20 protein-coding genes are annotated in these 25542 nt (G+C 70.3%); 7 read left to right on the top strand and 13 right to left on the bottom strand.

The features are described 5' to 3' along the window. Positions 1-18 precede the first annotated feature (18 nt). The 4 genes from OHT51_RS36590 (at position 19) to OHT51_RS36605 (ending at position 6776) form a co-directional block, all read left to right on the top strand. Positions 19-1104, top strand: coding sequence for a quaternary amine ABC transporter ATP-binding protein (locus OHT51_RS36590; protein ID WP_328883176.1), 1086 nt, complete (start codon positions 19-21; stop codon positions 1102-1104). Further along, positions 1104-3107, top strand: a complete 2004-nt coding sequence (locus OHT51_RS36595) for an ABC transporter permease (protein ID WP_328883177.1) — start codon at positions 1104-1106, stop codon at positions 3105-3107. The genes OHT51_RS36590 and OHT51_RS36595 overlap by 1 nt, the downstream gene beginning before the upstream one ends. A gap of 13 nt (positions 3108-3120) precedes the next feature. Beyond that, a complete protein-coding gene (locus OHT51_RS36600) occupies positions 3121-4092 on the top strand; it encodes an ABC transporter substrate-binding protein (protein ID WP_328883178.1) in 972 nt (323 codons plus the stop codon). A 245-nt stretch (positions 4093-4337) separates the two neighbouring features. Further along, the gene (locus OHT51_RS36605) at positions 4338-6776 is read left to right on the top strand and encodes a GcvT family protein (RefSeq protein ID WP_328883179.1); all 2439 of its coding nucleotides are present in this window, start codon (positions 4338-4340) and stop codon (positions 6774-6776) included. Between the two features lie 21 nt (positions 6777-6797). On the opposite strand, the gene OHT51_RS36610 is transcribed toward OHT51_RS36605, so the two are convergent. Beyond that, positions 6798-7595: an IclR family transcriptional regulator gene (locus OHT51_RS36610; protein ID WP_328883180.1), complete on the bottom strand. Its 798-nt coding sequence runs from the start codon at positions 7593-7595 to the stop codon at positions 6798-6800. 186 nt (positions 7596-7781) lie between these two features. Between OHT51_RS36610 and OHT51_RS36615 the strand changes: the two genes are divergently transcribed. Then, entirely contained in the window at positions 7782-8201 is a 420-nt protein-coding gene (locus OHT51_RS36615; protein ID WP_328883181.1) for a YciI family protein, read from the top strand. A gap of 8 nt (positions 8202-8209) precedes the next feature. Continuing rightward, positions 8210-9355: an RNA polymerase sigma factor gene (locus tag OHT51_RS36620; protein WP_328884559.1), complete on the top strand. Its 1146-nt coding sequence runs from the start codon at positions 8210-8212 to the stop codon at positions 9353-9355. Positions 9356-9379: 24 nt separating this feature from the next. Here the strand turns inward: OHT51_RS36620 and OHT51_RS36625 are convergent, their stop codons facing one another. Beyond that, positions 9380-12619: a BTAD domain-containing putative transcriptional regulator gene (locus OHT51_RS36625; RefSeq protein ID WP_328883182.1), complete on the bottom strand. Its 3240-nt coding sequence runs from the start codon at positions 12617-12619 to the stop codon at positions 9380-9382. Between the two features lie 532 nt (positions 12620-13151). Between OHT51_RS36625 and OHT51_RS36630 the strand changes: the two genes are divergently transcribed. Beyond that, positions 13152-14051, top strand: a complete 900-nt coding sequence (locus OHT51_RS36630) for an NAD(P)-dependent oxidoreductase (RefSeq protein WP_328883183.1) — start codon at positions 13152-13154, stop codon at positions 14049-14051. 317 nt (positions 14052-14368) lie between these two features. Here the strand turns inward: OHT51_RS36630 and OHT51_RS36635 are convergent, their stop codons facing one another. From OHT51_RS36635 to OHT51_RS36685, 11 genes are all read right to left on the bottom strand, one after another. Next, positions 14369-14788 carry a hypothetical protein gene (locus OHT51_RS36635; protein WP_328883184.1) on the bottom strand — a complete coding sequence of 140 codons (420 nt, stop codon included), beginning with the start codon at positions 14786-14788 and terminating at the stop codon, positions 14369-14371. 70 nt (positions 14789-14858) lie between these two features. Beyond that, positions 14859-15872: a phosphotransferase gene (locus tag OHT51_RS36640; protein WP_328883185.1), complete on the bottom strand. Its 1014-nt coding sequence runs from the start codon at positions 15870-15872 to the stop codon at positions 14859-14861. A 91-nt stretch (positions 15873-15963) separates the two neighbouring features. Then, entirely contained in the window at positions 15964-16446 is a 483-nt protein-coding gene (locus OHT51_RS36645; RefSeq protein ID WP_328883186.1) for a hypothetical protein, read from the bottom strand. A gap of 517 nt (positions 16447-16963) precedes the next feature. After that, positions 16964-17317, bottom strand: coding sequence for a hypothetical protein (locus OHT51_RS36650; RefSeq protein WP_328883187.1), 354 nt, complete (start codon positions 17315-17317; stop codon positions 16964-16966). 175 nt (positions 17318-17492) lie between these two features. After that, a complete protein-coding gene (locus OHT51_RS36655; RefSeq protein ID WP_328883188.1) occupies positions 17493-18857 on the bottom strand; it encodes a hypothetical protein in 1365 nt (454 codons plus the stop codon). Continuing rightward, positions 18854-19654 (bottom strand): hypothetical protein, encoded by an 801-nt coding sequence (locus OHT51_RS36660; protein WP_328883189.1) that lies wholly within the window; start codon positions 19652-19654, stop codon positions 18854-18856. Before OHT51_RS36660 ends, OHT51_RS36655 begins: the two co-directional genes overlap by 4 nt. A gap of 398 nt (positions 19655-20052) precedes the next feature. Continuing rightward, complete coding sequence (locus tag OHT51_RS36665; protein ID WP_328883190.1) at positions 20053-20607, bottom strand: hypothetical protein; 555 nt, start codon at positions 20605-20607, stop codon at positions 20053-20055. Between the two features lie 156 nt (positions 20608-20763). Next, positions 20764-22287: an acetaldehyde dehydrogenase ExaC gene (gene exaC, locus OHT51_RS36670; RefSeq protein WP_328883191.1), complete on the bottom strand. Its 1524-nt coding sequence runs from the start codon at positions 22285-22287 to the stop codon at positions 20764-20766. A 140-nt stretch (positions 22288-22427) separates the two neighbouring features. After that, on the bottom strand, positions 22428-23705 hold the full coding sequence (locus OHT51_RS36675) for a GAF domain-containing protein (protein ID WP_328884560.1): 1278 nt from the start codon (positions 23703-23705) through the stop codon (positions 22428-22430). 118 nt (positions 23706-23823) lie between these two features. Continuing rightward, positions 23824-24423 (bottom strand): N-acetylmuramoyl-L-alanine amidase, encoded by a 600-nt coding sequence (locus tag OHT51_RS36680; RefSeq protein WP_328883192.1) that lies wholly within the window; start codon positions 24421-24423, stop codon positions 23824-23826. Between the two features lie 61 nt (positions 24424-24484). Further along, positions 24485-25495, bottom strand: coding sequence for an acetamidase/formamidase family protein (locus OHT51_RS36685; protein ID WP_328883193.1), 1011 nt, complete (start codon positions 25493-25495; stop codon positions 24485-24487). Positions 25496-25542 lie beyond the last annotated feature (47 nt).

Here is a 25542-nt window from a genome sequence, read left to right on the forward strand (position 1 = left end):
GCCGAAAAGAGGTCGAACGTGACCACACAGACCGAGGTGCCGCAGCGGCGCGGCACGCCGCAGGACTCGGGCTCCACCCCGGTCATATCCGTACGCAGGCTGTGGAAGGTGTTCGGGCCGAAGGCCGACCAGGTGCCGGACTCCGAGGAGTTGCGCGGCCTCACCCGCCGCGAGCTCATGGACCGCACCGGATGCACCGCAGCCGTACGGGACGTCCACTTCGACGTCTCGCCCGGCGAGGTCTTCGTCGTCATGGGCCTGTCCGGCTCCGGCAAGTCCACGCTGGTGCGATGTCTGACCCGGCTGATCGAACCCACCGCCGGCGAGATCGTCTTCGAGGGCGAGGACATCCGCAAGGCCGACGCGGGACGCCTGCGCGACCTGCGGCGCCGCAAGTTCTCCATGGTCTTCCAGCACTTCGGTCTGCTGCCCCACCGCCGCGTCGTCGACAACGTGGCGTTCGGGCTGGAGATCCGCGGCATGGGCAGGGCCGAACGGGCCAAGCGGGCCATGGAGGTCGTCGAACTCGTCGGCCTCGCCGGCTACGAGAACTCCTACCCCGACCAGCTCTCCGGCGGTATGCAGCAGCGCGTCGGGCTCGCCCGCGCGCTGGCCGGCGAGCCGGACGTGCTCTTCTTCGACGAGCCGTTCTCCGCGCTCGACCCACTGATCCGGCGCGACATGCAGAACGAGGTCATCCGCCTGCACCACGAGGTCGGCAAGACCATGGTGTTCATCACCCACGACCTCTCCGAGGCCCTCAAGCTCGGCGACCGCATCCTGATCATGCGCGACGGCAAGATGGTCCAGTGCGGCACCGGCGACGAGCTGGTGGGCGCCCCGGCGGACGACTACGTACGCGAGTTCGTGAAGGACGTGCCGCGCGGTGACGTGCTGACCCTGCGCTGGATCATGCGCCCGGCGCAGCCCGACGACGCCCTGGACGGACCGGAGTTGGGCCCGGACGTCGTCGTGCGCGAGGCCACCCGGGCCGTACTGGCCGCCGAGAAGCCGGTCAAGGTCGTCGAGAACGGCAAGCTGCTCGGCATCGTCGGCGACGAGGAGATCCTCGCGGTGGTCGCCGGGCGGGAAGGCGACGCGTGATGACCGTCGCCATGGAGAAACCCGAGAAGACCGGGGTCGTCGAGGAACCGGCCGCTCCCGCAAGGACCGAGCGCAGGATCAGCCGGCCCATGGTGGTCGCCGCGATCCTCGTCGTCTGGCTGGTGCTGTTCCTCGTGCTGCGCGGCAAGCAGACCCTGACCCTGGCGGCGGCCGACCTGACCGATCTGCACCGGTGGTTCAACGACGTCAACGACTCGATCGGCGCGAACCGCAACTCCAACCCCCTCTTCCTGTACTTCTTCAATGAGATCCGCCTGGTCATCGACTCCCTGGTGACCTTCGTCCAGGAGCTGATCTCGCAGCCCGCCGCCGGCCGGCCCGTCCCGCAGATCGGCTGGCTGGGTGTCGTGGGCATCGTGGGCTACGTCTCCTGGGCCGTGGGCAACTGGCGGGTCGCGCTCCTCGCGGTGGCCGGCTTCACCTTCCTGGGCCTTCAGGGCCTGTGGCAGGAGAGCATGGACACCCTGGCGCTCACCGTCTCCGCGGTCTTCGTGGCGCTGCTCTTCGCGATCCCACTGGGCGTGTGGGCGGGGCTGTCCGACCGGGTCAACCGGATCGTGACGCCCTTCTTGGACTTCATGCAGACGATGCCGACCTTCGTGTATCTGGCCCCGCTGACGCTGTTCTTCCTCATCGGCCCGGCGTCCGCCACCATCGCCACGTTGATCTACGCGGCACCGCCCGCGATCCGTATCACCGCGCACGCCATCCGGTCCGTGCCGACGACCACGGTCGAGGCGGCCGACTCGATGGGCGCCACGAGACGGCAGACCCTGACGAAGGTGCTGCTGCCGATGTCCAAGCGGACCGTGGTGATGGGCGTCAACCAGACCATCATGGCCGCCCTGGCCATGGTCACCATCGCGGCCCTGATCGACGCGCCCGGCCTCGGCAAGACCGTCGTGCAGGCACTGCAGTCCCTCGACGTCGGCACGGCCTTCAACGCGGGCCTGGCCATCGTCGTCATGGCCATCGTGCTGGACCGGGTCACCACCGCGGCGAGTGGACGCGAGGAGGAGGCCCGGCGTTCGAAGAACCGCTTCCTGGCCTGGCGGCGCCCGCTCCTCGGCGTGGGCGCGGCGGTCGCGGCCGTCCTGGTCTTCCTCTCCCACACCTATGTGTGGGCGGCGGAGTTCCCCGGCGAGGGCGGCGTCGGCAGCGCCATCTCCAGCGGGGCGGACAGCGTGACCACCTGGGCGCAGGACAACCTGGGGGGCCTGACCAACGCCATCCGTGACGTCATCACCACCGGTCTGCTCAACCCGTTCCAGACACTGCTCACGGACTCCCCGTGGTGGCTCGTCGGCGCGGCCCTGATCGCGCTCGGCGTCGTCGTCGGCGGCCTGCGCGCCGGTATCACCACGGCCGTCTGCGTGGGCCTGCTGGTCGGCACCGGGGTGTGGTCGGACAGCATGACCACGCTGGCGTCGACCGTCGTCGCCACGGTCCTGGTGATGCTGCTCGGCATCGGCTTCGGCGTGTGGATGGGGCGCAGCGCCCTGGTGGACCGGCTGATCCGGCCCACCCTGGACGCGGCCCAGGTCATGCCGCCGTTCGTCTATCTCGTGCCGTTCCTCGCCCTGTTCGGCGCGACCCGCTTCACCGCGATCGTCGCAGCCGTCGTCTACGCGGCCCCCGTCACCATGAAGATCATCGCCGACGGGGTGCGGAACGTGCCGGCGACCACCGTGGAGGCGGCCACCTCCGCGGGGTGCAACACCTGGCAGATCATCACCAAGGTCCAGCTGCCGATGGCACGCAGCGCCCTGACCCTGGCCACCAACCAGGGCCTGATCTATGTGCTGTCGATGGTCGTGGTGGGCGGCCTGGTGGGCGCGGGCGCCCTCGGCTACGACGTCGTGGCCGGCTTCTCGCAGGGCCAGCTGTACGGGAAGGGGCTCGCCGCGGGGCTCGCCATCGTCCTTCTCGGAGTCATGTTCGACCGGATCACCCAGGCAGCGGCGCGACGTGCCGGCGCATAAGGAGTCACTGATCATGGCAAGGCAAGCAACACACTGGAGATACGGCGTGGCCGGCATCGCCGTCCTCGGTCTCACCCTCACCGCATGCAGCGGCGCAAAGGTCGGCGACGACAGCGCCGGCGGCTCCGACGGCTCGGGCAAGTGCGGCACCTTCAACCTCGCGATCAACCCGTGGGTGGGCTACGAGGCCAACGCGGCGGTCGTCGCGTACGTCGCGGAGCAGGACCTCGGCTGCAAGGTGGTCAAGAAGGACCTGAAGGAGGAGATCGCCTGGCAGGGCTTCGGGACGGGCGAGGTCGACGCCGTCATCGAGAACTGGGGCCACGACGACCTGAAGAAGAAGTACATCACCGACCAGAAGACCGCCGTCGACGCGGGCCCGACCGGCAACAAAGGTCTGATCGGCTGGTACGTGCCGCCGTGGCTGGCCAAGGAGCACCCGGACATCACCGACTGGAACAACCTCGACAAGTACGCCGCCGAGTTCAAGACGTCCGAGTCCGGCGGCAAGGGCCAACTGCTCGACGGCGACCCGTCGTTCGTCACCAACGACGAGGCCCTGGTGAAGAACCTGAAGCTGGACTACAAGGTGGTGTACGCGGGCAGCGAGGCCGCCCTCATCCAGGCTTTCCGCAAGGCGGAGAAGAACAAGGAATGGGTGATCGGCTACTTCTACGAGCCGCAGTGGTTCATGTCCGAGGTGCCGCTCGTCAAGGTCAAGCTGCCGGAGTACAAGACGGGCTGCGACGCCGACGCGGAGAAGATCGCCTGCGACTACCCCGTGTACGAGCTGGACAAGATCGTCAGCGCGAAGTTCGTCAAGTCGGGCAGCCCCGCCTATGACCTGGTGAAGAACTTCACCTGGAGCAACGACGACCAGAACGCCGTGGCGAAGTACATCGCGGTCGACAAGATGACCCCCGAGGCCGCCGCCAAGAAGTGGGTCGAGGCCAACCGCGACAAGGTGGACGCCTGGCTCAAGTAGGCGCCTGCCAGGCTCCTGGCAGGCCATCGGCAGGCCCTTCATGCCCTTCACGGATGCCCGGTGGGCGGTGCGCGCGGGATGCGCACCGCCCACCGGGCATCGCCGTGTCTCCGGGCGCGTTTCCCGAGGTCGCGGACCCCTTGACACCCACCTGCACGACAGGCACATTGAGTTGCGCAACCTGAACCAAGTTGCGTGAGCAGCAACTGGACGGATCGACTGGTTAGCCAACCGGAGGTGCGGCGATGGCGGGTCCCCGAGTGGTCATCATCGGAGCGGGGGTCGTCGGTGCGGCGCTCGCGGACGAGATCTCCGCGCGAGGCTGGACCGAAGTGACCGTGGTCGACCAGGGCCCGCTCCCCGCCACGGGGGGCTCCAGTTCGCACGCCCCGGGCCTGGTCTTCCAGACCAACTCCTCCAAGACCATGACCGAGCTGGCCCGCTACACGGTCGAGAAACTCTGCTCCCTCGACGTCGACGGCAAGCCCTGCTTCCTCCAGGTCGGCGGCCTGGAGGTGGCGACCACGCCCGAGCGCCTGACGGAACTGCGGCGCCGCCACGGCTGGATCACCGCCTGGGGCATCGAGTCCCGGCTCCTGAGCGCCGAGGAGTGCGTCGAGCAGCACCCCCTGGTCAACCCCGACCGGGTCCTCGGCGGCCTCCTGGTCCCGACGGACGGGCTCGCCAAGGCGGTGCTCGCCGTCGAGGCGCAGATCCGCCGTGCCACAGAACGCGGCGTGCGCTTCCTCGCCCGCCACGAGGTCCTCGACATCCGGCAGGACGGCGGCCGCGTCACCGGCGTTCACACCGACCAGGGCGAGATCCCCGCCGACATCGTCGTGTGCTGCGCCGGCATCTGGGGCCCGAGGATCGCCCGCATGGTCGGCATGAACCTCCCGCTGACCCCCCTCGCCCACCAGCTCGCCTGGACCGGCCCCGTCCCGGCCCTCGCCGGTCAGACCGAGGAGGCGGTCCGCCCGATCCTGCGCCACCAGGACGCCGACCTCTACTACCGCGACCGCTTCGACGGCATCGGCATCGGCTACTACGGCCACCGCCCCATGCCGATCTCCGCCGACGACATCCTCTCCGTCGACGAGGCCGACGACATGCCCTCGGTCCTGAAGTTCACCGAGGAGGACTTCGAGGACGCCTGGACCGAGACCCGGTCCCTGCTCCCCGTCACGAAGGACGCCAAGGTGGAGGAGGGAATCAACGGCCTGTTCTCCTTCACCACCGACAACTTCCCGCTCCTCGGCGAGTCCCCGGACGTCAAGGGCTTCTGGGTCGCCGAGGCCGTCTGGGTCACCCACTCGGCGGGCGTCGGCCGGGCCATGGCCGAGTGGCTGGTCGACGGGTACTGCTCCTCCTTCGACCTGCACGAGTGCGACGTCAACCGCTTCGAGCCGCATCAGCTCTCCCCGGAGTACGTCCTGGCCCGTGACTGCCAGAACTTCGTCGAGGTCTACGACATCCTCCACCCCCTCCAGCCGTCGGGCGACCCGCGCCCGATCCGCACCAGCCCCTTCCACGTCCGCCAGCGCGAGCACGGCGCCTTCTTCCTGGAGGCCAACGGCTGGGAGCGCCCGCACTGGTACGAGGCCAACGCAGCGCTGACCGAGGGCCGTTCGGTGCCCACCCCGAACGACTGGGCAGCGCAGTACTGGTCGCCCATCGTCGGCGCCGAGGCCCAAGTGACCCGCGAGACGGTCGCGTTGTACGACATGACGGCCCTCAAGCGTCTTGAGGTGACCGGCCCCGGTTCGGCGGCCTTCCTGGAGCGGCTGTGCACGGGCAAGGTCGCGAAGTCGGTCGGCTCGGTGACGTACACCCTCCTCCTGGACCACGACGGCGGCATCCGCAGCGACATCACCGTCGCCCGCCTCGCCCGCGACCGGTTCCAGGTCGGCGCCAACAGCAGCCTCGACCTCGACTGGTTCACCCGCCACCTCCCCGCCGACGGCACGGTCCAGGTCCGCGACATCACCCCCGGCACCTGCTGCATCGGCTTGTGGGGCCCACTCGCCCGCAAGGTCCTGGAGCCCCTGACGGACGAGGACTTCTCGAACGACGGCCTGAAGTATTTCCGCGCCAAGCCCGCCTACATCGGCAGCGTCCCGGTGACGGCGATGCGCCTGTCGTACGTCGGCGAACTCGGCTGGGAGCTCTACACCACCGCCGACCAGGGCCTGAAGCTGTGGGACACCCTGTGGCGGGCGGCCGAGCCCCTCGGCGGCATCACCGCGGGCCGCGGCGCCTTCAACAGCCTCCGCCTGGAGAAGGGTTACCGCTCCTTCGGCACCGACATGACCTACGAGCACGACCCGTACGAGGCCGGCGTCGGCTTCGCCGTCAAGCTCGACAAGGACGACTTCATCGGGAAGGCGGCCCTTCAGCGCCGTAAGGCGGAGGTACGACGGAGGCTGACCTGCCTCACCATCGACGACCCGCAGTCGGTCGTCATGGGGAAGGAGCCGGTGTACGACGGCGACCGCGCGGTCGGCTACGTCACCAGCGCGGCCTACGGCTACACGATCGGCAAGGGCATCGCTTACGCGTGGCTGCCGACCGAACTCGCGGCTCCCGGTACCGCGTTGCACATCGGCTACTTCGACCAGCGGGTCGAGGCGGTCGTGGCCGAGGAGCCGTTGTTCGATCCGTCGATGTCCCGGCTCCGTGGGTGAGGGTTCCAGCCAGGAGGGAGATCAGTCCGGCGAGCCCATCCGGTGGCTGATCTCGTCCGCGCCCCTCATCAGCACAGGGGCGAGTTCGTGGATGCGCTCCTCGGTGAAGCGGTACGCGGGCCCGGAGGCGCTGAGGGCGGCGACGACGTCGCCCTCACGGGACCGGATCGGGGCCGCGACGGCGTGCAGCCCGATCTCGAGTTCCTCCAGCGTCACCGCGTATCCGCGCTCCCGGGTCTCGGCGAGGCTCTTCTCCAGCTTGGTCTTCGCGGTGAGCGTGTGCGGGGTCATCTTCTGCATCCCGGACGCCGCGAGCACTTCGGCGCGCTCCTTCGCCGGCCGGTGGGCCAGCAGGATCTTGCCGCTCGACGTGGCGTGCACGGGGGTCAGCCTCCCGACCCAGTTGTGCGCGCCGACCGCTCCCGGGCCCCGTACCTGGTAGAGGTTCACGGCGTAATGCTCCTGCAGGACCGCGATGTTGACCGTCTCGCCGATCTCCTCGCTGAGCCGCTCGCACACCGGCCGGCCCTGCTGCGTGATGTCCAGACGGCTCGTGACCGCGCCCGCCAGACGCACGATCCCGAAGCTGAGCCGGTACTTGCCCCGCTCGGTCGTCTGCTCGACAAGGCCGCGCGCCTCCAGCGCACCGAGGAGGCGGAACGCGGTCGACTTGTGGACGTCGATCTCGGCGGCGACCTCGCTGACACCCGCCTCGCCACGGTGGGCGAGGATCTCCAGGACGCTGACCGCACGGTCGACGGACTGCACGCCACTCACCGCGGGACCTGCTGTTTCTCCATCTGCCGCGTGGTTGCTCATAGCGCAACTATACGGCGGCCCCTGAAGGCTGCCCAGTGAAGAGTGTGAGTCAGCTCACTTCATCCTGATCGGGGCCTCGGGGGGTCGGCGAAAAAGTCTGGCCGCGGATGTCGAGAACCCGCGACCTGCTCCGTCCCCGGGGTGAACGCGACCACAATGGGTCGCACCAGCACCAAGGAGAACATCATGGCCAAGTACCTGCTGCTCAAGCACTACCGCGGCGCTCCTGCGGCGGTCAACGACGTGCCCATGGACCAGTGGACGCCCCAGGAGATCTCGGCGCACGTGCAGTACATGCAGGACTTCGCGGACCGGCTCGAGAAGACCGGCGAGCTCGTCGACAGCCAGGCGCTCGCCCCCGAAGGGAACTGGGTCCGGTTCGACGGTGAGGGGCGGCCGCCGGTCACCGACGGCCCGTTCGCCGAGACCAAGGACCTCATCGCCGGGTGGATGGTGATCGACGTCGACAGCCATGAGCGCGCCGTCGAGCTGGCCGGGGAACTGTCCGCCGCCCCCGGCGCGGGCGGCAAGCCGATCCACGAGTGGCTGGAGGTGCGCCCGTTCCTGGCGGCGGCGCCCCATGTCACGGAGTGCTCCTTCAAGTGACCTCATCGATCGACGAGGCCCTGCTCAGGAGCCTCACACCGAGCGTGCTCACCGTCCTCGTCCGCCGCGGAGCCGACTTCGCGGCGGCCGAGGACGCCGTACAGGACGCCCTGGTCGAGGCCGTCCGCGTCTGGCCGGCCGACCCTCCGCGGGATGCGAAGGGCTGGCTGATCACCGTGGCCTGGCGCAAGTTCCTCGACGCGACCCGGTCGGACGCCGCCCGCCGCCGGCGCGAGGACCTGGTCGACGAGGAGCCGGCCTCCGGACCCGCGCCCGCGGTCGACGACACGCTCCAGCTGTACTTCCTGTGCGCCCACCCCTCGCTGACGGCGTCGTCGGCGGTCGCGCTCACCCTGCGTGCCGTGGGCGGCCTCACCACTCGGCAGATCGCCCAGGCCTACCTGGTGCCCGAGGCGACCATGGCGCAGCGCATCAGCCGCGCCAAGCGCACCGTCTCCGGCGTGCGGTTCGACCAGCCCGGCGACGTCGCCACCGTGCTGCGCGTCCTCTACCTGGTCTTCAACGAGGGCTACTCCGGCGACATCGACCTCGCCGCCGAGGCCATCCGGCTCACCCGGCAGCTCGCGGCCGCGATCGACCACCCCGAGGTGGCGGGGCTGCTCGCCCTCATGTTGCTCCACCACGCCCGGCGCGCGTCGCGGACCGCTCCCGACGGCAGCCTCGTGCCGCTCGCCGAGCAGGACCGCGGCAAGTGGGACACCAAGGCGATCGCCGAAGGCGTCGACATCCTCCAGGCGGCGCTCGCCCGCGACCGGCTCGGCGAGTTCCAGGCCCAGGCGGCCATCGCGGCACTGCACGCCGACGCGCCCACCGCCGAGGAGACCGACTGGGTGCAGATCGTCGAGTGGTACGACGAGCTCACGCACCTGACCGACAACCCAGTCGTCCGCCTCAACCGCGCGGTCGCCGTGGGCGAGGCCGACGGACCGCGCGCGGGCCTCGCGGCGCTCGCGGAACTGGACGACTCGCTGCCCCGCCACACCGCGGTGGCGGCGTACCTCCACGAACGCGACGGCGACCTGGCGACGGCGGCACGGCTCTACGCCGAGGCGGCCCAGCAGGCCCTCAACCTCGCCGAACGCGACTACCTGACCCGCCAGGCCGCCCGCCTCAACACCCGCCGCCGACGCTGACGCCCGCCGCCGGTCGCGACCGGCTCATGGCGTCGCCGGGTGCGCCGACTCCGCCGTGGCCTGGCTCTCGTGGTCCCGCTGGGTGCCGACGGTGAATTCGTGGGCGTACGCGGCCTCGTCGACCGTGGCGCGCAGACGGCCGGCGATGCGCTCCACGTCGCCCCGCTCCGCAGGGGGGTGCGGGGCCCCGGCCCGTTCCCTGGCCGCCGCCGCCGTGCCGAGCAGACGGATCGCCCTCTCCGCGGCCCCGGCCAGCGAGTACGCACCCGCCAGACCCTCGAGGGCCAGCGCCACCGAGCGGGGGTCCTTGGTCGTCGCGGCGGCCGCGAGGCCGTCCCGGTGGTACGCGAGCGCCCGGCCCGCGTCACCGCGCTGCTCGGCGATGAAGCCCAGCTCGGCCAGGACCAGAGCCAGGCCCGGTCCGTCACCGCGCCGGCGGTTCCAGGCGAGCCAGGGCCGCAGCCACTCCTCGGCGGCGTCCAGCCGGCCCTGGCGCCGGGCGCTCAGCGCGAGGCCCAGCGCGGCGAACTGCTCGGCGGGCTGGTTGCCCTGCTCCACCGCGAGCCGCAGGGCACGCGTGTGCAGGTCGTCGGCCTCGTCGTAGCGCTGGGTGAGCAGGGCGATCCTGCCGAGGCCCGACAGCTTCGTGGACATCTCCGGCCAGGTCTCCAGGGCCTGGGCGATGCGCAGGCTCTCCCGGTGCAACCGGGCCGCCCGGTCGTAGTCGCCGTTGATCTCGGCGAGCCTGCCGAGCACGTCGGTCGTCTTCAACCGGCCCCACAGGTCGCCCAGTTCCGCGAAGTGGGCGCGGGCGTCCTCGGCGCTGCCGCGCAGCGACTCCAGGTCACCGCGGGCCAGGGCGAAGCAGGCGCGTGTGGTCAGCGCGGCGGCGGTACCCCACGCGTCGCGCAGGGTGCGGAAGCGGACCAGCACGCGCTCGACCCGCTGCTCGCCCGCGACCAGCGCCCCGACCGTCCACTGCGCGTGCGCCAGGAACCACTGCGCCCTCGTCGACTCCAGGGTGGACGCGAGATCGTAGGCGTCCAGCGCGTCGCACTCCCGGTCGTGCTCGCCGAGCAGCAGGCGGATGCCCGTGTACCAGAACTCCGCCTCCCCGCGCTCCTCGGGCGCCGCCTCGCCCGGCGTGTCCAGGGCCGTGGCCAGCGCCCTGCGGGCCTCACCGAGCCGGCCCCGGACGTACCAGTACCAGGTCAGCGAGTTGACCAGGCGCAGCGCCTCCTGCGCGGCCCCGGACCGGGCGGCCTCGGCCAGCGCGCGCTGCACATTGCCCGCCTCCAGGTCGAGGTACTGGAACCAGCGGGACTGCTCCCGCTCGTGCAGATGCGGCCGGGCGCGCTCGGCGAGGCGGACGCAGTGGCGCAGATGCCGGGCCGCGGTCTCGGCGTGCTCACCGGACTCGGCGAGCCTGTCACGCGCGTAGACCGCGACGGACTCCAGCAGCCGGTAGCGAGGACCCTGCGGTCCCTCGGTGCGTGCCGCCAGTGAGCGCTCCACGAGCAGGCTCAGCGCGTCGAGGACGTCGGCGGGGGACACCCCGCCCCCGGAGCACACGTCCTCGGCGGCCCGCAGCCCGCACCCCTCGCTGAACACCGACAGCCTGCGCAGCACGGTCTGCTCCCGGGCATCGAGCAGACCCCAGCTCCAGTCGAGCGTGGCCTGAAGGGTCCGGTGCCGTGAAGGGGCGTCCCGGTAACCGCTGTTGAGGACCCTGAGGCGGTCGTCGAGACGGTCGTGCAGTTCCCTGATGCCCAGCGAGCGCACGCGGGTGGCGGCAAGTTCCAGAGCGAGCGGGATGCCGTCGAGGCGCCGGCAGACATCCGCGACGAGCGGGGCGGTGGTGGCGTCGAGCACGAACTCCGGGTCCGTCGCCCTGGTCCTGTCCACGAAGAGGCGTACGGCGCCCGAACTCGCCAGCGCGTCGAGGTCCGGCAGGTCCTCCGGGGGCAGCGACAGCGGCGACACCGGATACAACGTCTCGTCCCGGGTGCGCAACGGTTCCTGACTGGTCGTCAGAATATGCAGGTGCGGGGCCCGGCCCAACAGCACGCCGGCCAACTGCGCGACGGCCTCCACGACGTGCTCGCAGTTGTCCAGCACGAGCAGCAGCCGCCGCCTGGCCAGCGCGCTCGCCAGGCGTTCCGTCGGACCCTTGGCGTCGTCGTCCGACGTGTTCTCCCGGATGCCCACCGTCGCCATGACCTGCTCGGCCAGCGACTCCGCGTCGGCGAACCGCTCCAGGCCCCCGGCGTCCGCGAGCTCCACAAGCCAGGTGCCCTCGACGAATGCGCCGGCCAGGCTCTGCGCCGTGGCCTGGGCGAGACGGGTCTTGCCGACCCCGCCAGGGCCCGTCAGCGTCACCAGACGGCGCTGTAGGAGCAGCGTCCGGATCGCCTGCACATCCTGTTCGCGGCCCACCAGGGGCGAGGCGGAACCGGTCGCCCCCGGAGCGGCCGGCGCCCACGTGGCCGACTGCGCGGGCGGCTCCGGCCGGGCGAGCACGGGGTCGTGGCGCAGGATCGCCTGTTGCAAGGCCTCCAGGGACGGTCCCGGGGTCAGCCCCAGCTCGTTGTCGAGCCGGCGCCGCAGATCGTTGAAGCAGTCGAGCGCGTCGGAGGAGCGTCCCGCCTGGTACAGCGCCCACATCAGCGCGCCCCGCAGCCCTTCGCGCAACGGATGCCGCGCCACCAGCTCCGTCAACTCGCCCACCAGCAACCTGTGTTCGCCCAACTCCAGCCGAACCCCGGCATGCTCCTCCACCGCCGTGAGGCGCTCCTCCTCCAGGCTCGCCGCCGTCGGCCGCACGGACGACTGGTCCGCGAACTCCGCGAAGGCGGGGCCGCGCCACAGCCCCAGCGCCTCGGTGTACAGGGCCGCCCGTGTCACAGGGTCCGCCCCGGACCTGGCCCGGGCGACCAGTTCGCGGAACCGCACTGCGTCGAGCGCTCCGGCAGGGATGGCCAGGACGTAACCGGGCGGCCGGTGCGCGATCAGTTCGCGGCCGCCCGCCTCCGCGTCCTCCAGCGCGCGCCGCAGCTGGGACACCTTGGCCTGGAGCGACGCGGTGGGCCGTGCCGTGAACGTCGAGCCGCCCCACAGGCCCTCGATGAGCCGGCCCGCCGGGACGACCTGCCCGTGGTGGGCGAGCAGAACGGCGAGGAGCATCCGCACCTTGACTTCGGGTACCCGCACGACACGTCTGCTGTCCGTGCGCACCTCCAGCGGCCCCAGCACCCCGAATTCCATGATCTCAGCGTAACCGGCCCTCGATCGCCGCGACTTGCGACGAAAAGGGCTGCTCGGCCACCGGAAGGGCTGCTCGGCCACCGGCCCGAAGTGCCTGCCCGCAGCATTTCCGAAGCCGTCCGAAGCGAATCCGAAGGGGCATACGCCAGGGTTCCTTAAGGAATGCGGTTCGGCGGCGGTGGCGGCGGTGGTGCGGGCGGAAGGCGTGGGCGGGTGGCCGGGTGGCCGGGAATGAGCGACTGAGGCTGGCGATCACCATCGGCAGCATCAGTAAAGGACGGTTCGGGCACGTCGCGGCGGAATGGCTCGCCTCGCGCGCCCGAACATCGACGTCGCCGAGTTCCTGTCGACCCGCTGGCTCACCCACCTCCAGGAGCGCGCCGACGTCGGCGAGTAGCGCTTCCAACCGCGGCATCGCCTCTGAGTCGACGCCCCTTCCCTCCGCGGCTCGCGCCCCGGACCGCATTCCCACCGGCACGCCCAGCGGGCCGGCCCGTTCAGCAACACCACTTCGTACTGGAGGAATTGATTCATGGGTGACAACCACACCTCGGTGTCGGTGTCGGTGTCGGTGCTCGGCCTCGGCCTGATGGGGCAGGCCCTCGCCGCCGCCTTCCTGAAGGCGGGTCACGCCACCACCGTGTGGAACCGTTCGGCGGACAAGGCCGACGGCCTCGTCGCGGACGGCGCGGTGCTCGCCGCGAACCCCGCCGACGCCGTCGCCGCGAGCGACCTCGTGGTCGTGTGTGTGTCGACGTACGACGTGGTGCACGACGTCATCGGCTCGCTGGGCGACGCCCTGCACGGCAAGACCGTGGTCAACCTGACGACGGGCTCCTCCGAGCAGGCCCGCACGACCGCCGAGTGGGCGGAGAAGCACGGCGCCAAGTACCTCGACGGGGCCATCATGATCACCCCGCCCGGCATCGGTGCCGAGACCTCGGTCCTCTTCTACGCCGGCGACCAGGCCGTCTTCGACGCCCACGAGCCCGTCCTGAAGCTCCTAGGCGGCGGCACCACCTACCTCGGCACCGACCACGGCAAGCCCGCCCTGTTCGACGTGTCGCTGCTCGGCCTGATGTGGGGTGCCCTCAACAGTTTCCTGCACGGCGTCGCCATCGTGGAGACCGGCGGCGTCAAGGCGCAGGAGTTCCTGCCGTGGGCGCACATGTGGCTCGACGCCATCAAGATGTTCACGGCCGACTACGCCGCGCAGATCGACGCCGGCGACGCGAAGTTCCCGGCCAACGACGCCACCCTGGAGACGCACCTGGGCGCACTGAAGCACCTCGTCGAGGAGAGCGAGGCGCTCGGCGTCGACACCGAACTGCCCAAGTACTCCGAGGCGCTGATGGAGGGCATCATCGCCCAGGGCCACGCCAAGAACAGTTACGCCAGTGTCGTGAAGGCGTACCGCCGCCCGCAGCAGTGACCGGGTCCGGTACTCGCTTCACCCCCTGACGAAGGGGCCGGTTCTGAATCCCCACCGGAGCCGGCCCCTTCCACATGCCCGCGCACCGGCGCCGCGTAATCCAATGGGCCTTCGTTCCGATTTCGGCTGCCGATTCGGCTGCCGATTCCGTGTGCCGGTCCCGTCCGCTTTCGGTCCTGCAACCGTCCTGCAATTCCCGCTTTCGCGAAAGGTGTGTTCCATGGCCGAGAACGGCGACAGCACGACCCCGCACGCCGACGGAAGCGTCACCAGACGAACGCTTTTGAAGGCGGCGGGCGCCAGCCCTCGCCGGCCCATCAGCTTGCGTCGGTGCCCCTGGCTCTGACGGTGATCCGCGCGTACTCGTACCCGCCGGGCTCGGGCGACGGGTTGTAGGTGACCGTGAACGTTCGCCGTACGTCGTCGAAGCGGTCGGAGTACGTCACGTCGGACGGGCCGGTGCGCTTCGGCTCGGCGGCGATGTCGTACGTGCGAAGGAAGTCCTTGACACTCGAGTCCTGGCTGTTGCCCACCTCGTACCGGAGCACCGCGGTGCCGTCCTTCTCCACCTTGGCGTACGTCGGAATGTAGTAGCGCCCCGCGGGTTGGTGCTGATCGTGGTGCATCCCCGCCTTGCGCTCCACTGCCTCCTTCGGGTCGTCACCGGCCGGCGTGAGCACGGCGACGGTCGCCCAGGCGATGGCGCCGAGCGTCCACACCACGCACAAGGCGTTCAATGAGGCTCCGTCATTCTGATTCCTGCTGGTCAGCGGAGGGCTTCGCGAACTCCGTGTGGCTGGCGTGGCGCTACTGGACCATCAGGGCCAGCGCCTCCTTCGCGTTGTGATCGGCGATTTCCTGCATCAGCCTGCGGTGTGGAAAGTCGCCGTCGAGGAGGCGCAGGGGGCCGGCCACCAGAGAGAGACGCATGGCGAGCATGAAGAGGTCGAGCCGTGCTGGATCGAGTCCGGGACGGGCCAAGGCTGGGTACCGATCGCCGAAACGGATCTGAAGGAACACGTGCTCCCACTCCACGTCGAAGAACATCAAGCCCTCGATGTCGATGAGGACGGGGTGCCCGGATGCATCGACCAGGACGTGGTCGGGCCCGAGCTCGCCGTGGATCAGCCCGTGTTCCGTGCGCGGAGACACCCGTGAGGCCAGCTCCCGCAGGCGATCGTACAAGGGGGCCACGACCGATCCGATCCTGGTATCGCGTTCCGCCGCCTCAGCGAGATCCCCGAGGGCACGCTCAAGCACCAGCTCCTCGCAAGAAGCGCCACTCGCCTTGTCGCCCCGTTCGCCGCTCCGTATGCCGCTCCGTTCGAGCACGTCTACCCGGCCGTACTGCTCACTGTGCTGCTGGTGCATCACGTCGAGCATTGCTGCCAGCTCGCTCAGGGCATCCGATGCGCGTGCGGGATCCGTGATCAGGAGCGCTTCCAGAGTGCCGCCGCCAACGTCCTCGACCACCGCCACATCCGCCGGGTAGCGGCGCCGGCTGTCGTCAGCCAGGAGTAACCCTGGAACCCGCACTCCAAGACCGTCCAGCCTCCGCTGAGCGGCCAGAAAAGGGACCAGTCCGGAGGCGGGAGCGAACGGGTGGGCCGCGTCGACGCCTTCCGCGGCCGGCCAGAAGTTCTCGCCCGCGGCCCAGCTGTAGACGATCACACTCGCTGCACGTGATCCCTCCGCCCGGACCCGGTAGACCCCCTTCTTGCTCCCACCTCGCAACCGGACCACGCCGACAACATGGAACCCCGCCCCCAGTGCCTCATGCACGATCCCCGACAGGGCTTCAGGCTCCGTGAACTGGCGCATCCGTCGACCCTATCCGCGGGCCCACGGACCCGGCACAACGACCGGACTGACGGCTGACTCCGCGCTGGAAAGGCCGGGCGCAAGGGCCTGATCAGCGTCGCAGCATGCGGCGCCACGGCCCGAGGGCAGAGGCCGCCGGTCCCCGGCGACCGGTCACGCCCTCGGCGATGAGGGAGATGCCGATGCCCAGCAACCAGACGTCCTTGGCCAGCACGGTTCCCGGCTCAGTGGGGCGCAGACCGCCTTCCTGCCGCATGCCTGGCGTACGCAGGTACAGCCCGAGAGTGCCGCACGCGAATGCGGTGAGCGCGGTCCCGGCCACGGCGGCAGGGATGACGGGCAGGAGCAGCGCGGCGCCAATGGCGATCTCCTCGGTGGAGAGCTGCCGTGTGAAATTCCGGGCGTCGAGCTTGCCCAGGAAAGGGTAGGTGCCGATGGTGAGCTGGTGGAGTCGCTCAGCGGTGGCCTGGTCCGCGTGGCGTTTGGACAGTCCGGAGTTGAGGAAGAACGCACCGACGGTGAGCCTGAGCGGCATTTGCCGCGCTGCCGAACGCCAAGCCGAAACGGTTGCCATACGGGGCCTCCTGACCGCCTCCTGACCCTCACCCCCGCCTTCCACCATGCCACTGGCCCGAACCGTGTCAAACGGGAAGTAATTGTTGCCTGCGGCCCGTGTGGACATGGCAGGCCTCCGGTAACGATCCCGGCAGAGTCAGCGTGCGAGCGTCCCGGGGCGCCCCGCGCGCTCGGCTCTCACCGCGGCTTGGTCGGACCGTATGGACCTCCAACCCAGCCGTCGATCGAATGGCTGCACGAATTCTGGGTGATTCTGGGTGACGGCGGATGCCTCGGTCAGCGCACTGCGGAGCGCGGCACGGCGGCGCTCCGCAGCGCGCTGACCGGGCGACCCGATGTAGCGCGAACAGCAGCTCGCACCGTGGCGGGAGCTGCCCGGGGGGCGGGCTGCGGACGGAGGCGGTGTGGCTCGGACGCACAGGCACCGGGAGCGGATGCTTGCGGCTGGCCGCTCGCGGCCAGTGGGCCTGGCCGGGCGGCTCGGTGTCCGCGGGGTACTGACCGAACGCGGTCCGCTACGCCGACCCGACCCGACCCGACCCGACCCGACCCGACCCGACCCGACCCGACCCGACCCGACCCGACCCCGGCACGGCGCCGCGGCCGCCGATGTCCTCGATACGGCGCGTCTGCTGCGGCCCATCGATCGGCACTCCGACGGCGGCGAGCGCAGGCTCAAGGATCCCCGCAGCCATGGCCCAGAGCGGTAGGTGCGAGGAGAGGTAGGCCAGGTCGGTGGAGAGCTGGGGCGACGTCCACGGAAACCTCCGCGTACCGCCGGTCGCCCACAGCCACCAGCTGCCGCGCCAGGCGCAGGGCCAGCACGGGGTCGTGGTGCGGAAGACCGGGTAAGCGATGGGGTTGGACATGCGGGCACCTCGCGACAACCGGCAGTGGACGAAGATCCATTTTCCTCTGGGCCGGTCGGAACCACATTCAACGAGCTCTCACATGCCCGACCGGTGGACGGGGCTCACAGCAGCCAGACACGGCGAAGCGGGGCGCGGGGCTTACGGGGCTCACTCCGGCTCGTGCTTACGGGGCTCACTCCGGCTCGTGTTCGGGGCCTCCGAAGTCAGGGCTGGTGAAGTCAGGAGTGGTGAAGTCAGAGCTGGCGAAGTCCGTGCCGGTGAAGCTTGGGCGCGGCCCCCGCTCGGTTTCGTCCTCCGGGCTGCTGAAGCCCGGGCGGCTGTAGCCGAGTTGAGGGATGCGGCCGCCCGAAGGCGTGGCTCGATACTGCGCCGAGGCCGTGCCGGGATCGGCGAGCGCATCCCGCAGGAAGGGGTGGATGCCGCGCTCCAGCAGCGCCGCGCGCCAGGCCTCCCTGGCACGATCCACCTCGGCGCTCGACTCGCTGTACTCCTCGGTCTCAGCCGGCGGCCGGTTGCGGAGGGCGCTGAGCAGGAGCCCGACGGCGGCCACCAGGATCGCTGCCGCCGTGACGGCCCCGAAGACCCATCCTGTGGTGATGAGGCCGCCGCTGAAGGAGGAGGCACGGCCCACCAGCTCCAGGAGGTGGCCGACGCCGAGGAAGATCGTCGCGGCGGTGCCCGCCAGCACGGGCGTCAGGACCACCGCGACGGCGATGGCACCCGCGCCCGTGGTCTCTCCGACGGTTCGCATGCTGCTGGCCGGCGCCGCCTCGGTGATGTCGGACCCTCGCGGGTGCGCCGCAGGGTCGCGCAGTTCCTCGCGGACACGGACGTAGTGCTGGTACTCCGTCGCCGCGGCAGCGGTGATGATCGGGCTTGCGTTGAGAGCCATGGTGCGCAGCTGTTCGGGGTGGAGCCGTCGGCCGACGGCCGTCAGTCCCTGGCGGTCCGGTGCGGTGTGCAGCGCCTCGTCGAGGAGCCGCTCGTAGTCCCGGCGGTCCTCTGCCAGCAGATGTTGTGGAGTGCTGCGCACCCCCACTTTTGCGTACGACCTTCGGGGCGAACGCCGTGGCGGGGTCGACGGCGGCTCCTCGGGGCCGACGCGCTCCCATGACTCCTCCCGTTCCACGGGTGGGTGAGGGGGCGAGTCCGGCTCCACAGCAACCGAGGGCACAGGAGCCACCGGTGTGGTCGGAAGCTCGGATGTCTCGTTCTGCGAGGGCGTCTGGGAAATCGGGTTAGTGGCCCCGGCCCGTGTGTCGGTCGACGTCTCAAACCGTGCCCCGGCAGAGCTCGCGTCCGCTTCGTGGATCCGCGCCCCGGCAGAGCTCACGTCCGCCTCGTCGATCCGCGCCCGGGTCTTCGACAGGGCCGCGACCTGTCGTGCCCCCGCCCGCACACCGAGCACCGCGGCCAGCAGGCGACGGCCGTAGGGCAGGTCGCGCTGGGCGGTGACGTCCCGCGGTCCGCGGCCGGGGCGTTCCACGCCGAGTACCGCCGCGGCGATACGGCGGCTCAAGGAGGGGCGCGTGGTCATGGCCTCCCCTCCTCACCGGCGGCCCGCTCACGCCTCAGCGGCGGCGTCCCCCGGCCACCATGGCCATGTCCAGGATCGGTGGGCTGCCCGTTCGGGTGCGGCTGGGCCGTCTCCGCGTCCTGCCGGAAGGCGGCGGACCGCAGTTGCGACGACGTCCGCTGCGACGGTCCCGCTTCGGCATTGGGCTGAAGCGCGGCGGCCCCCGAGGCGGTGGCCGCCTGCGGATCGTCGAGTACGGCGGCCCCCTGCTCGGGGAGCGCCGGTTGTACCCTTGACGGCACGGCCTGCTGAGCGGGGTCGACCGGGCCGGCGCCCATGGTCACGGTGGGATCGACCGGGCCGGTCCCCATCGTCACCGCGGGATCGACCGGGGCGGCCTCCATGGTCACCGCGGGCTCGGCCGGTCCGGCGCCCACACCGGCCGATGGGGCGGCCGGGCCCGCACCCGCCTGCCCTCCCCCCAGTGCCTCGCTCACCGACTGGATGCGGGCCAGCTGGGTCAGGAGCACCGGGGCGGAGGCGCCGACGACGATGGCCGCGTACGGGCCGCTGATCTGGCCCGTGGTGCCGAACAGGACCGCCATCCCGGCGCCCATCACGCTGTGCACGCCGGCCGCGGCCAGGTCGACGGCCGGGTCGAAGTACTGCGTCAGGCGGGGTCTCACGTGCTCCGAAAGCTGTTCGCGCTGATGGGCGCCGCGAGCCGAACGCCAGTTCGCAAACTGGATGTAGAGATCGACGACCCCGCGCAGCACACCTCCCACCGCACCCAGCAGGATCAGCGTCGGCACATCCACGTCGCCCCCGGTCCACGGACGGCAAGGTTCCCCCGCGGAACCCGCGTCTCGAGCCTAGAGCTGTGCGAGGGGCCAAGGAAGTCGCCCCGGGGAAAAGGCAGTTACCGTCGGAAAATGGCGACGCCCAGGCCACCGGCGCCCCGCCGTGCGCTATGAAGCCTCGGTGTCCCGGTCGCGAGGGTGGCCGGGACATGTCCGCACAGGAAGACGACAGCCGTGCGGATGCGGGCCACCGATGCGCGCTTCAGCGCGGTGAGCACGACCAGGACTCGATTGGACGACACTGCCTCGAACTCTCCAGGAGGAGCGGGTTCGAACTCTCAAGGAGGAGCGGGGTCGAACGGATCTCGCGCACGCGTACTTGCTCTGCCATCAGGACAGGCAGGACAGGGTGGCTGTCAGGCCCCGTCAGACACCTCATTGACTGCCCCTCGGTCGGCAGCGGATGCCGCCCCCGCGACTGTCCATGTCGCCATGCCCCACAGGGAGAGCGCAGAAGCAAGGCCCACCACGAGGCGAACGGTCTCGTCCGGGCCGTTCGTGAGCCAGACGGTCATGCCCGCAGCCCCGGAAGCGATCAACAGGGCCGCCGGTATCCGCAGTCGGGGCTGCTCGAACACCGACGCCAACGGCAGGAAGTGGAGCCCCACGACAACCGCGACCAGCGGAGGAATGAGCACCGGCACGCCGACCTGACCGCAGATTACGGCGATGGCGATGATCAGCAGCCACTGAAGCCCGTTGATCTGGTTGAACCGCCGACGTCGGTCGACAGGAAATGGCCCCCCTGCCGATGAGGGGAGAAAGCGGCGTGCGGCGAGCATCAGCCCCGCCGCAACGGCACAGCCACCCACGACCAGAACCTGCCGCATCACCCCGTCGAATGCACTCGAGCCCAGCAGCCACCAGCCGAGCCCGAACAACGCGAGGAACCCCACCCCTGACTTGAACATGATCGGGATCCTAGGCGGAAGAGCAGCCCCCGGCCCAGGGATCCTCAACCTGGCGCGAGCCTCGTCGGCCACCGTCATCGTGGCCGGCCTCCGGAGTCGGGAGCCGGAGGACGCCTGACAGACACCTTGCCTGGTCAGGCGCCCTTGTTCCTGCGCCTAGAAGAAGCCCAGCTTCCTCGGTGCGTACGACACCAGCAGGTTCTTCGTCTGCTGGTAGTGCTCCAGCATCATCTTGTGCGTCTCACGCCCGATGCCCGAGCCCTTGTAGCCGCCGAACGCCGCGTGTGCAGGGTAGGCGTGATAGCAGTTCGTCCACACACGCCCCGCCTGGATCGCGCGGCCCGCGCGGTACGCGGTGTTGATGTCGCGGGTCCACACACCGGCGCCGAGGCCGTACAGCGTGTCGTTGGCGATCTTGATGGCGTCGTCGAAGTCGTCGAAGGACGTCACCGAGACGACCGGCCCGAAGATCTCCTCCTGGAAGATCCGCATGCGGTTGTCGCCCTCGAAGATCGTCGGCTGGACGTAGTAGCCGCCCTTCAACTCGCCGTCGTGCTCGATGCGTTCGCCGCCCGTGAGAACCCTGGCGCCTTCCTGCCGGCCGATGTCCAGGTAGGAGAGGATCTTCTCCAACTGGTCGTTGGAGGCCTGCGCGCCGATCATCGTGTCCGTGTCGAGCGGGTGACCGGTCTTGATCTGCTCGGTGCGGGCGATCGCCGCCTCCATGAAGTCGGCGTACTGGCCGCGTTGGACCAGCGCCCGGGACGGGCACGTGCACACCTCGCCCTGGTTCAGCGCGAACATGGTGAAGCCCTCGAGCGCCTTGTCCCGGAAGTCGTCGTTCGCCGCCCAGACGTCGTCGAAGAAGATGTTCGGGGACTTGCCTCCGAGTTCGAGGGTGACCGGAGTGATGTTCTCCGAGGCGTACTGCATGATCAACCGGCCGGTCGTGGTCTCACCGGTGAACGCCACTTTGGCCACCCGGGGGCTCGACGCCAGCGGCTTGCCCGCCTCCACGCCGAAGCCGTTGACGATGTTGAGCACGCCCGGCGGGAGCAGGTCGGCGACCAGGCTGAGCCAGTAATGAATGGACGCCGGCGTCTGCTCGGCCGGCTTGAGTACGACCGCGTTGCCGGCCGCCAGCGCGGGGGCGAGCTTCCATGTCGCCATGAGGATCGGGAAGTTCCACGGGATGATCTGCGCGACCACGCCCAACGGCTCGTGGAAGTGGTACGCCACCGTGTCGTCGTCGACCTCGCCGAGCGACCCCTCCTGCGCCCTGATCGCGCCCGCGAAGTAGCGAAAGTGGTCGATGGCCAGCGGAATGTCCGCAGCCAGCGTCTCGCGTACCGGCTTGCCGTTCTCCCAGCTCTCGGCCACCGCCAACTGCTCGAGGTTCGTCGCCATACGGTCGGCGATCTTGAGCAGGATGTCGGCTCGCTCGGTCACCGAGGTGCGGCCCCACGCGGGGGCGGCCGCGTGCGCCGCGTCGAGCGCCCGCTCCACGTCCTCCGCCGTGCCCCGCGCGATCTCGGTGAACGGCTGCCCGTTCACCGGCGACGGGTTCTCGAAGTACTGCCCCCGGATCGGCGGCACGTACTCACCGCCGATGAAGTGGTCGTAGCGCGCCTGGTAGGAGACGATCGCACCCTCGGTGCCCGGCGCCGTGTAACGGGTCATGCTGCTGCCTCCCGAAGAAGCGCTGCCCGCCGTTGGGCAGCTCTCGGCGCGAGGCTAGGGACGGCGAGGTTGCAAGTACGTTGCGCGCGCCTGGGGTTCTGCAGGAGCACCAAGGGTTCTGTCAGCGAGCCGGAGGCGGGTCAGCGGGTGGCGCGGCGCTCCCAAGCGGGCGGTGCCGAGAGTTCGGACTCCAGCGCGGTCAGCCGCGACCGTACCGCCGACGTCGGCCGCACCGCCGCGAGTGCTCGCCATACGTCGAGGTCGTCCTCGCCCCAAGGCGCGTGCGCCCAGTCCGCCAGCAGGTCGGGATCACGGCGGGCGATCAACGCCGTACGGACCCCGTCCGCGAGGCGCCGCCGGAGCCGCACCACCGCCGGTGCCTGGGAGCCGGGCAGCAGCGGGCCGGCGTACGCCATGGCCGCACCGGTGACCGCACCGGCATCCAGACGGCGTTCGACCACCGTCACGTCCGACTCGACCGGCACCGTGAGCCGGTAGGGCCGGGAGCCGAGCAGCCCGGGGGCGACGATCCGGCGCAGCCGGGCCAGTTCGGCCCGCAGGGTCACAGGCGTCACCGACTCGTCCTCGTACAGCGCACACAGCAACTCGTCACCGGTCAGTCCCTCCGGGTGGCGCGCCAGCAGCACCAGGATCTCGCTGTGCCGACGACTGAGCCTGATTCGGCGGCCCCCGATGCGCAACTGCGCCTCGTCGCGGCCCAGAGCGCACAGCTCGGGCGTGTCGGTGGTCCGCACCTGCGGGGCGAGCAACGCCAGTTGGGACTCCGCGGCACGCGCCACCGCCTGGACGAACCCCAGGCTGTGCGGATGCGCAAGCCCATCGCCACCGGTGATGTCCACCGCCCCGAGCACCCGTCCCGTGCGCGGATCGTGCACCGGCGCCGCCGCACAGGTCCAGGGCTGCACCCGGCGGATGAAGTGCTCGGCCGCGAACACCTGCACCGGCCGGTCCACCGCGACCGCCGTCCCCGGCGCGTTCGTCCCCACCGCCGACTCCGCCCACCGCGCACCCGGCACGAAGTTCATCCCTCCCGCCCTGCGCCTGGTCGTCGGATCGCCCTCGACCCACAGCAGCCTGCCGTGCGCGTCGCACACCGCGAGCAGATGCTCCCCGTCAGCGGCGAACGTGCCCAACAGCTCCCGGAACAACGGCATCACCCGCGCCAGCGGATGTTCCGCGCGGTAGGCGCCGAGATCGCCGTCCGCCAGCTCCACGCTCGCGGTGCCGTCCGGGCCCACACCCGCCCGCGCCGAACGCCGCCACGAGTCGGCCACCACGGCACGCACCGGCTTCGGCACGGTGCCCACCTCGGTGAACGTCTCATGCGCATGACGCAGCACCCGTACCCGCTCGGCAGGGTCGGCCCCCGGCTCCAGGGCCACCCATGGATCGGTCAACTCGGCCTCCCGGAAGGCGATGCGGCTGAGGACATCGTCACTCCGGGTGCGCACGCGGACAACCTTTTCGACCCGGGTCACCCGAACGATGGCCACGCCGGTGACGCCATGTGAAACTTCAGGCCGCGTTGACCAACCGTATGTAGCGCTCCCAGTCCCAGTGCGGGCCGGGATCGGTGTGGTCGGTGCCAGGCACCTCATGGTGGCCGATGATGTGTTCCCGGTCCTTCGGTATGCCGTATCTGGCGCAGATGGCAGCCGTGAGCCGGGCCGACGTCTCGTACATGACGCCGGTGAAGTAGGCGGGCTCGTCGACCCAGCCCTCGTGCTCTATGCCGATGCTGCGCCTGTTGTGCTCCCAGTCCCCGGCGTGCCAGGCGATGTCCGCCTCGCGGACGCACTGCGACGTGTGTCCGTCGGCCGACCGGACGACGTAGTGCGCGGACACGTGCTGCCTGGGGTTCTCGAAGACGAACAGGGTCTTGGTGTAGGTGGTCTGAGTCACGTGGATGATCACCCGATCGACAGGACGGGCCGCTGAGTGGTCCGCCACCGTGTAGTTGGCGGCGCTCGCCGGGCGCCACACGGCGAGCGCGTAGTCCGGTGCAGGGACATGCGCACCGGCCGGTCGCTCCGGGAGCAGGACATACGGGACGGCGGCGAGTGCGGTGCCTTGGAGGAGCAGCCGGCGGCTGGGGCGTGGTCTTGCGCGTTCCAAAGAGGGTTTCCCTTTCAGGGGCGGTGGTCTGTCTGTCAGCCGTTGAGTTCGGCCGGGGCGCTCAACTCAGAGTCGCTGCCGTCTCGCGCAGTTGAGCGTGCACTCCACGGTGCGTCTCACGTGCCGGCAGCCACTCCTTGCGGATCTTGGCCACGCACGTGTAGTTGGTGTCGCACACGTTGGCCAGCGGCGACTCGACGGCCTGGGTCGCGAACTGGTAGGCGTCCAGCTCGCTGAACCCGTAGTCACGCACGAGCCACTGCACCAGGTCGAGCTGGGATATCCGGAACGCGTCCTCCAGGGGCCGGGCCGAACCCGTCGAGATGATGTGAGTGTCCGACTCGATGCGGGGCCATGGTGTGGCAACTCCCTTGAGGAGTTCGACGATCACCACGGTGTTCATCGCGCACTCCACGGCGACACCGCAGGTCTCGCCCTCGCCCTGCCGGGCGTGTCCGTCACCGAGACTGAGGAGCGCGCCCTCGACGTTCACCCCGAGATAGCAGGTCACGCCCGCCCGCATCTCGGGCGTGTCCATGTTCCCGCCGTGCGCGTCGGGCACCAGAGCGGAGCGGACTTCCAGATTTGCCGGGGCGACCCCCACGGTGCCGTGCATCGGGTCCATGGGCAGTTCCGCCTCGATGTCACTGTCGTGGGCCCGGAACAACGCCGTACGTCGTGCCCGGTCGAGCTGCCAGATCCACACGGTCTCCGGCAGAGGCGGTTGCAGCGTGGCCGTGGTGTGCGTCGAGGTGAGCGCGCCGAACAGGGGGACCGTGGTCGACGCGGCCCAGTCCCGTGCCGGTTCGATCGATACGAAGTGCACGGCGACGGTGTCGCCCGGCTCGGCGCCCTCGATGTGGAACGGTCCGGTCTGCGGGTTGAGATAGGGAAACTCGCACACCTGGGACACCAGGTCCTTCTCCGACCGCACCCGCCCGGCGAAACAGTCCTCCGTGTACAGGTCGAGCACCGTGCCGGGCGCGATGCGGGCCACAGGCGGTGCGCCGCCGAACGTCCACGCGTACTCGCCGGGCTCGGGGCGCACGGTCAGGATCCTGGGGTCGCTCATCGCTGCACAGCTCCGTTCTGCGGAAGGCCGGTGGGAAGATGGAACGA

The sequence above is a fragment of the Streptomyces sp. NBC_00299 genome, assembly GCF_036173045.1.
GTDB lineage: Bacteria > Actinomycetota > Actinomycetes > Streptomycetales > Streptomycetaceae > Streptomyces > Streptomyces machairae.

What these genes read in the sequence shown, in the direction of transcription:
- OHT51_RS36595 (WP_328883177.1), top strand. Translation starts at nt 1,104, where the DNA reads ATGACCGTCGCCATGGAGAAACCCGAGAAGACCGGGGTCGTCGAGGAA.
- OHT51_RS36600 (WP_328883178.1), top strand. Translation starts at nt 3,121, where the DNA reads ATGGCAAGGCAAGCAACACACTGGAGATACGGCGTGGCCGGCATCGCC.
- OHT51_RS36605 (WP_328883179.1), top strand. Translation starts at nt 4,338, where the DNA reads ATGGCGGGTCCCCGAGTGGTCATCATCGGAGCGGGGGTCGTCGGTGCG.
- OHT51_RS36610 (WP_328883180.1), bottom strand. Translation starts at nt 7,595, where the DNA reads ATGAGCAACCACGCGGCAGATGGAGAAACAGCAGGTCCCGCGGTGAGT.
- OHT51_RS36615 (WP_328883181.1), top strand. Translation starts at nt 7,782, where the DNA reads ATGGCCAAGTACCTGCTGCTCAAGCACTACCGCGGCGCTCCTGCGGCG.
- OHT51_RS36625 (WP_328883182.1), bottom strand. Translation starts at nt 12,619, where the DNA reads ATGGAATTCGGGGTGCTGGGGCCGCTGGAGGTGCGCACGGACAGCAGA.
- OHT51_RS36630 (WP_328883183.1), top strand. Translation starts at nt 13,152, where the DNA reads ATGGGTGACAACCACACCTCGGTGTCGGTGTCGGTGTCGGTGCTCGGC.
- OHT51_RS36640 (WP_328883185.1), bottom strand. Translation starts at nt 15,872, where the DNA reads ATGCGCCAGTTCACGGAGCCTGAAGCCCTGTCGGGGATCGTGCATGAG.
- OHT51_RS36645 (WP_328883186.1), bottom strand. Translation starts at nt 16,446, where the DNA reads ATGGCAACCGTTTCGGCTTGGCGTTCGGCAGCGCGGCAAATGCCGCTC.
- OHT51_RS36650 (WP_328883187.1), bottom strand. Translation starts at nt 17,317, where the DNA reads ATGTCCAACCCCATCGCTTACCCGGTCTTCCGCACCACGACCCCGTGC.
- OHT51_RS36655 (WP_328883188.1), bottom strand. Translation starts at nt 18,857, where the DNA reads ATGACCACGCGCCCCTCCTTGAGCCGCCGTATCGCCGCGGCGGTACTC.
- OHT51_RS36665 (WP_328883190.1), bottom strand. Translation starts at nt 20,607, where the DNA reads ATGTTCAAGTCAGGGGTGGGGTTCCTCGCGTTGTTCGGGCTCGGCTGG.
- exaC (WP_328883191.1), bottom strand. Translation starts at nt 22,287, where the DNA reads ATGACCCGTTACACGGCGCCGGGCACCGAGGGTGCGATCGTCTCCTAC.
- OHT51_RS36685 (WP_328883193.1), bottom strand. Translation starts at nt 25,495, where the DNA reads ATGAGCGACCCCAGGATCCTGACCGTGCGCCCCGAGCCCGGCGAGTAC.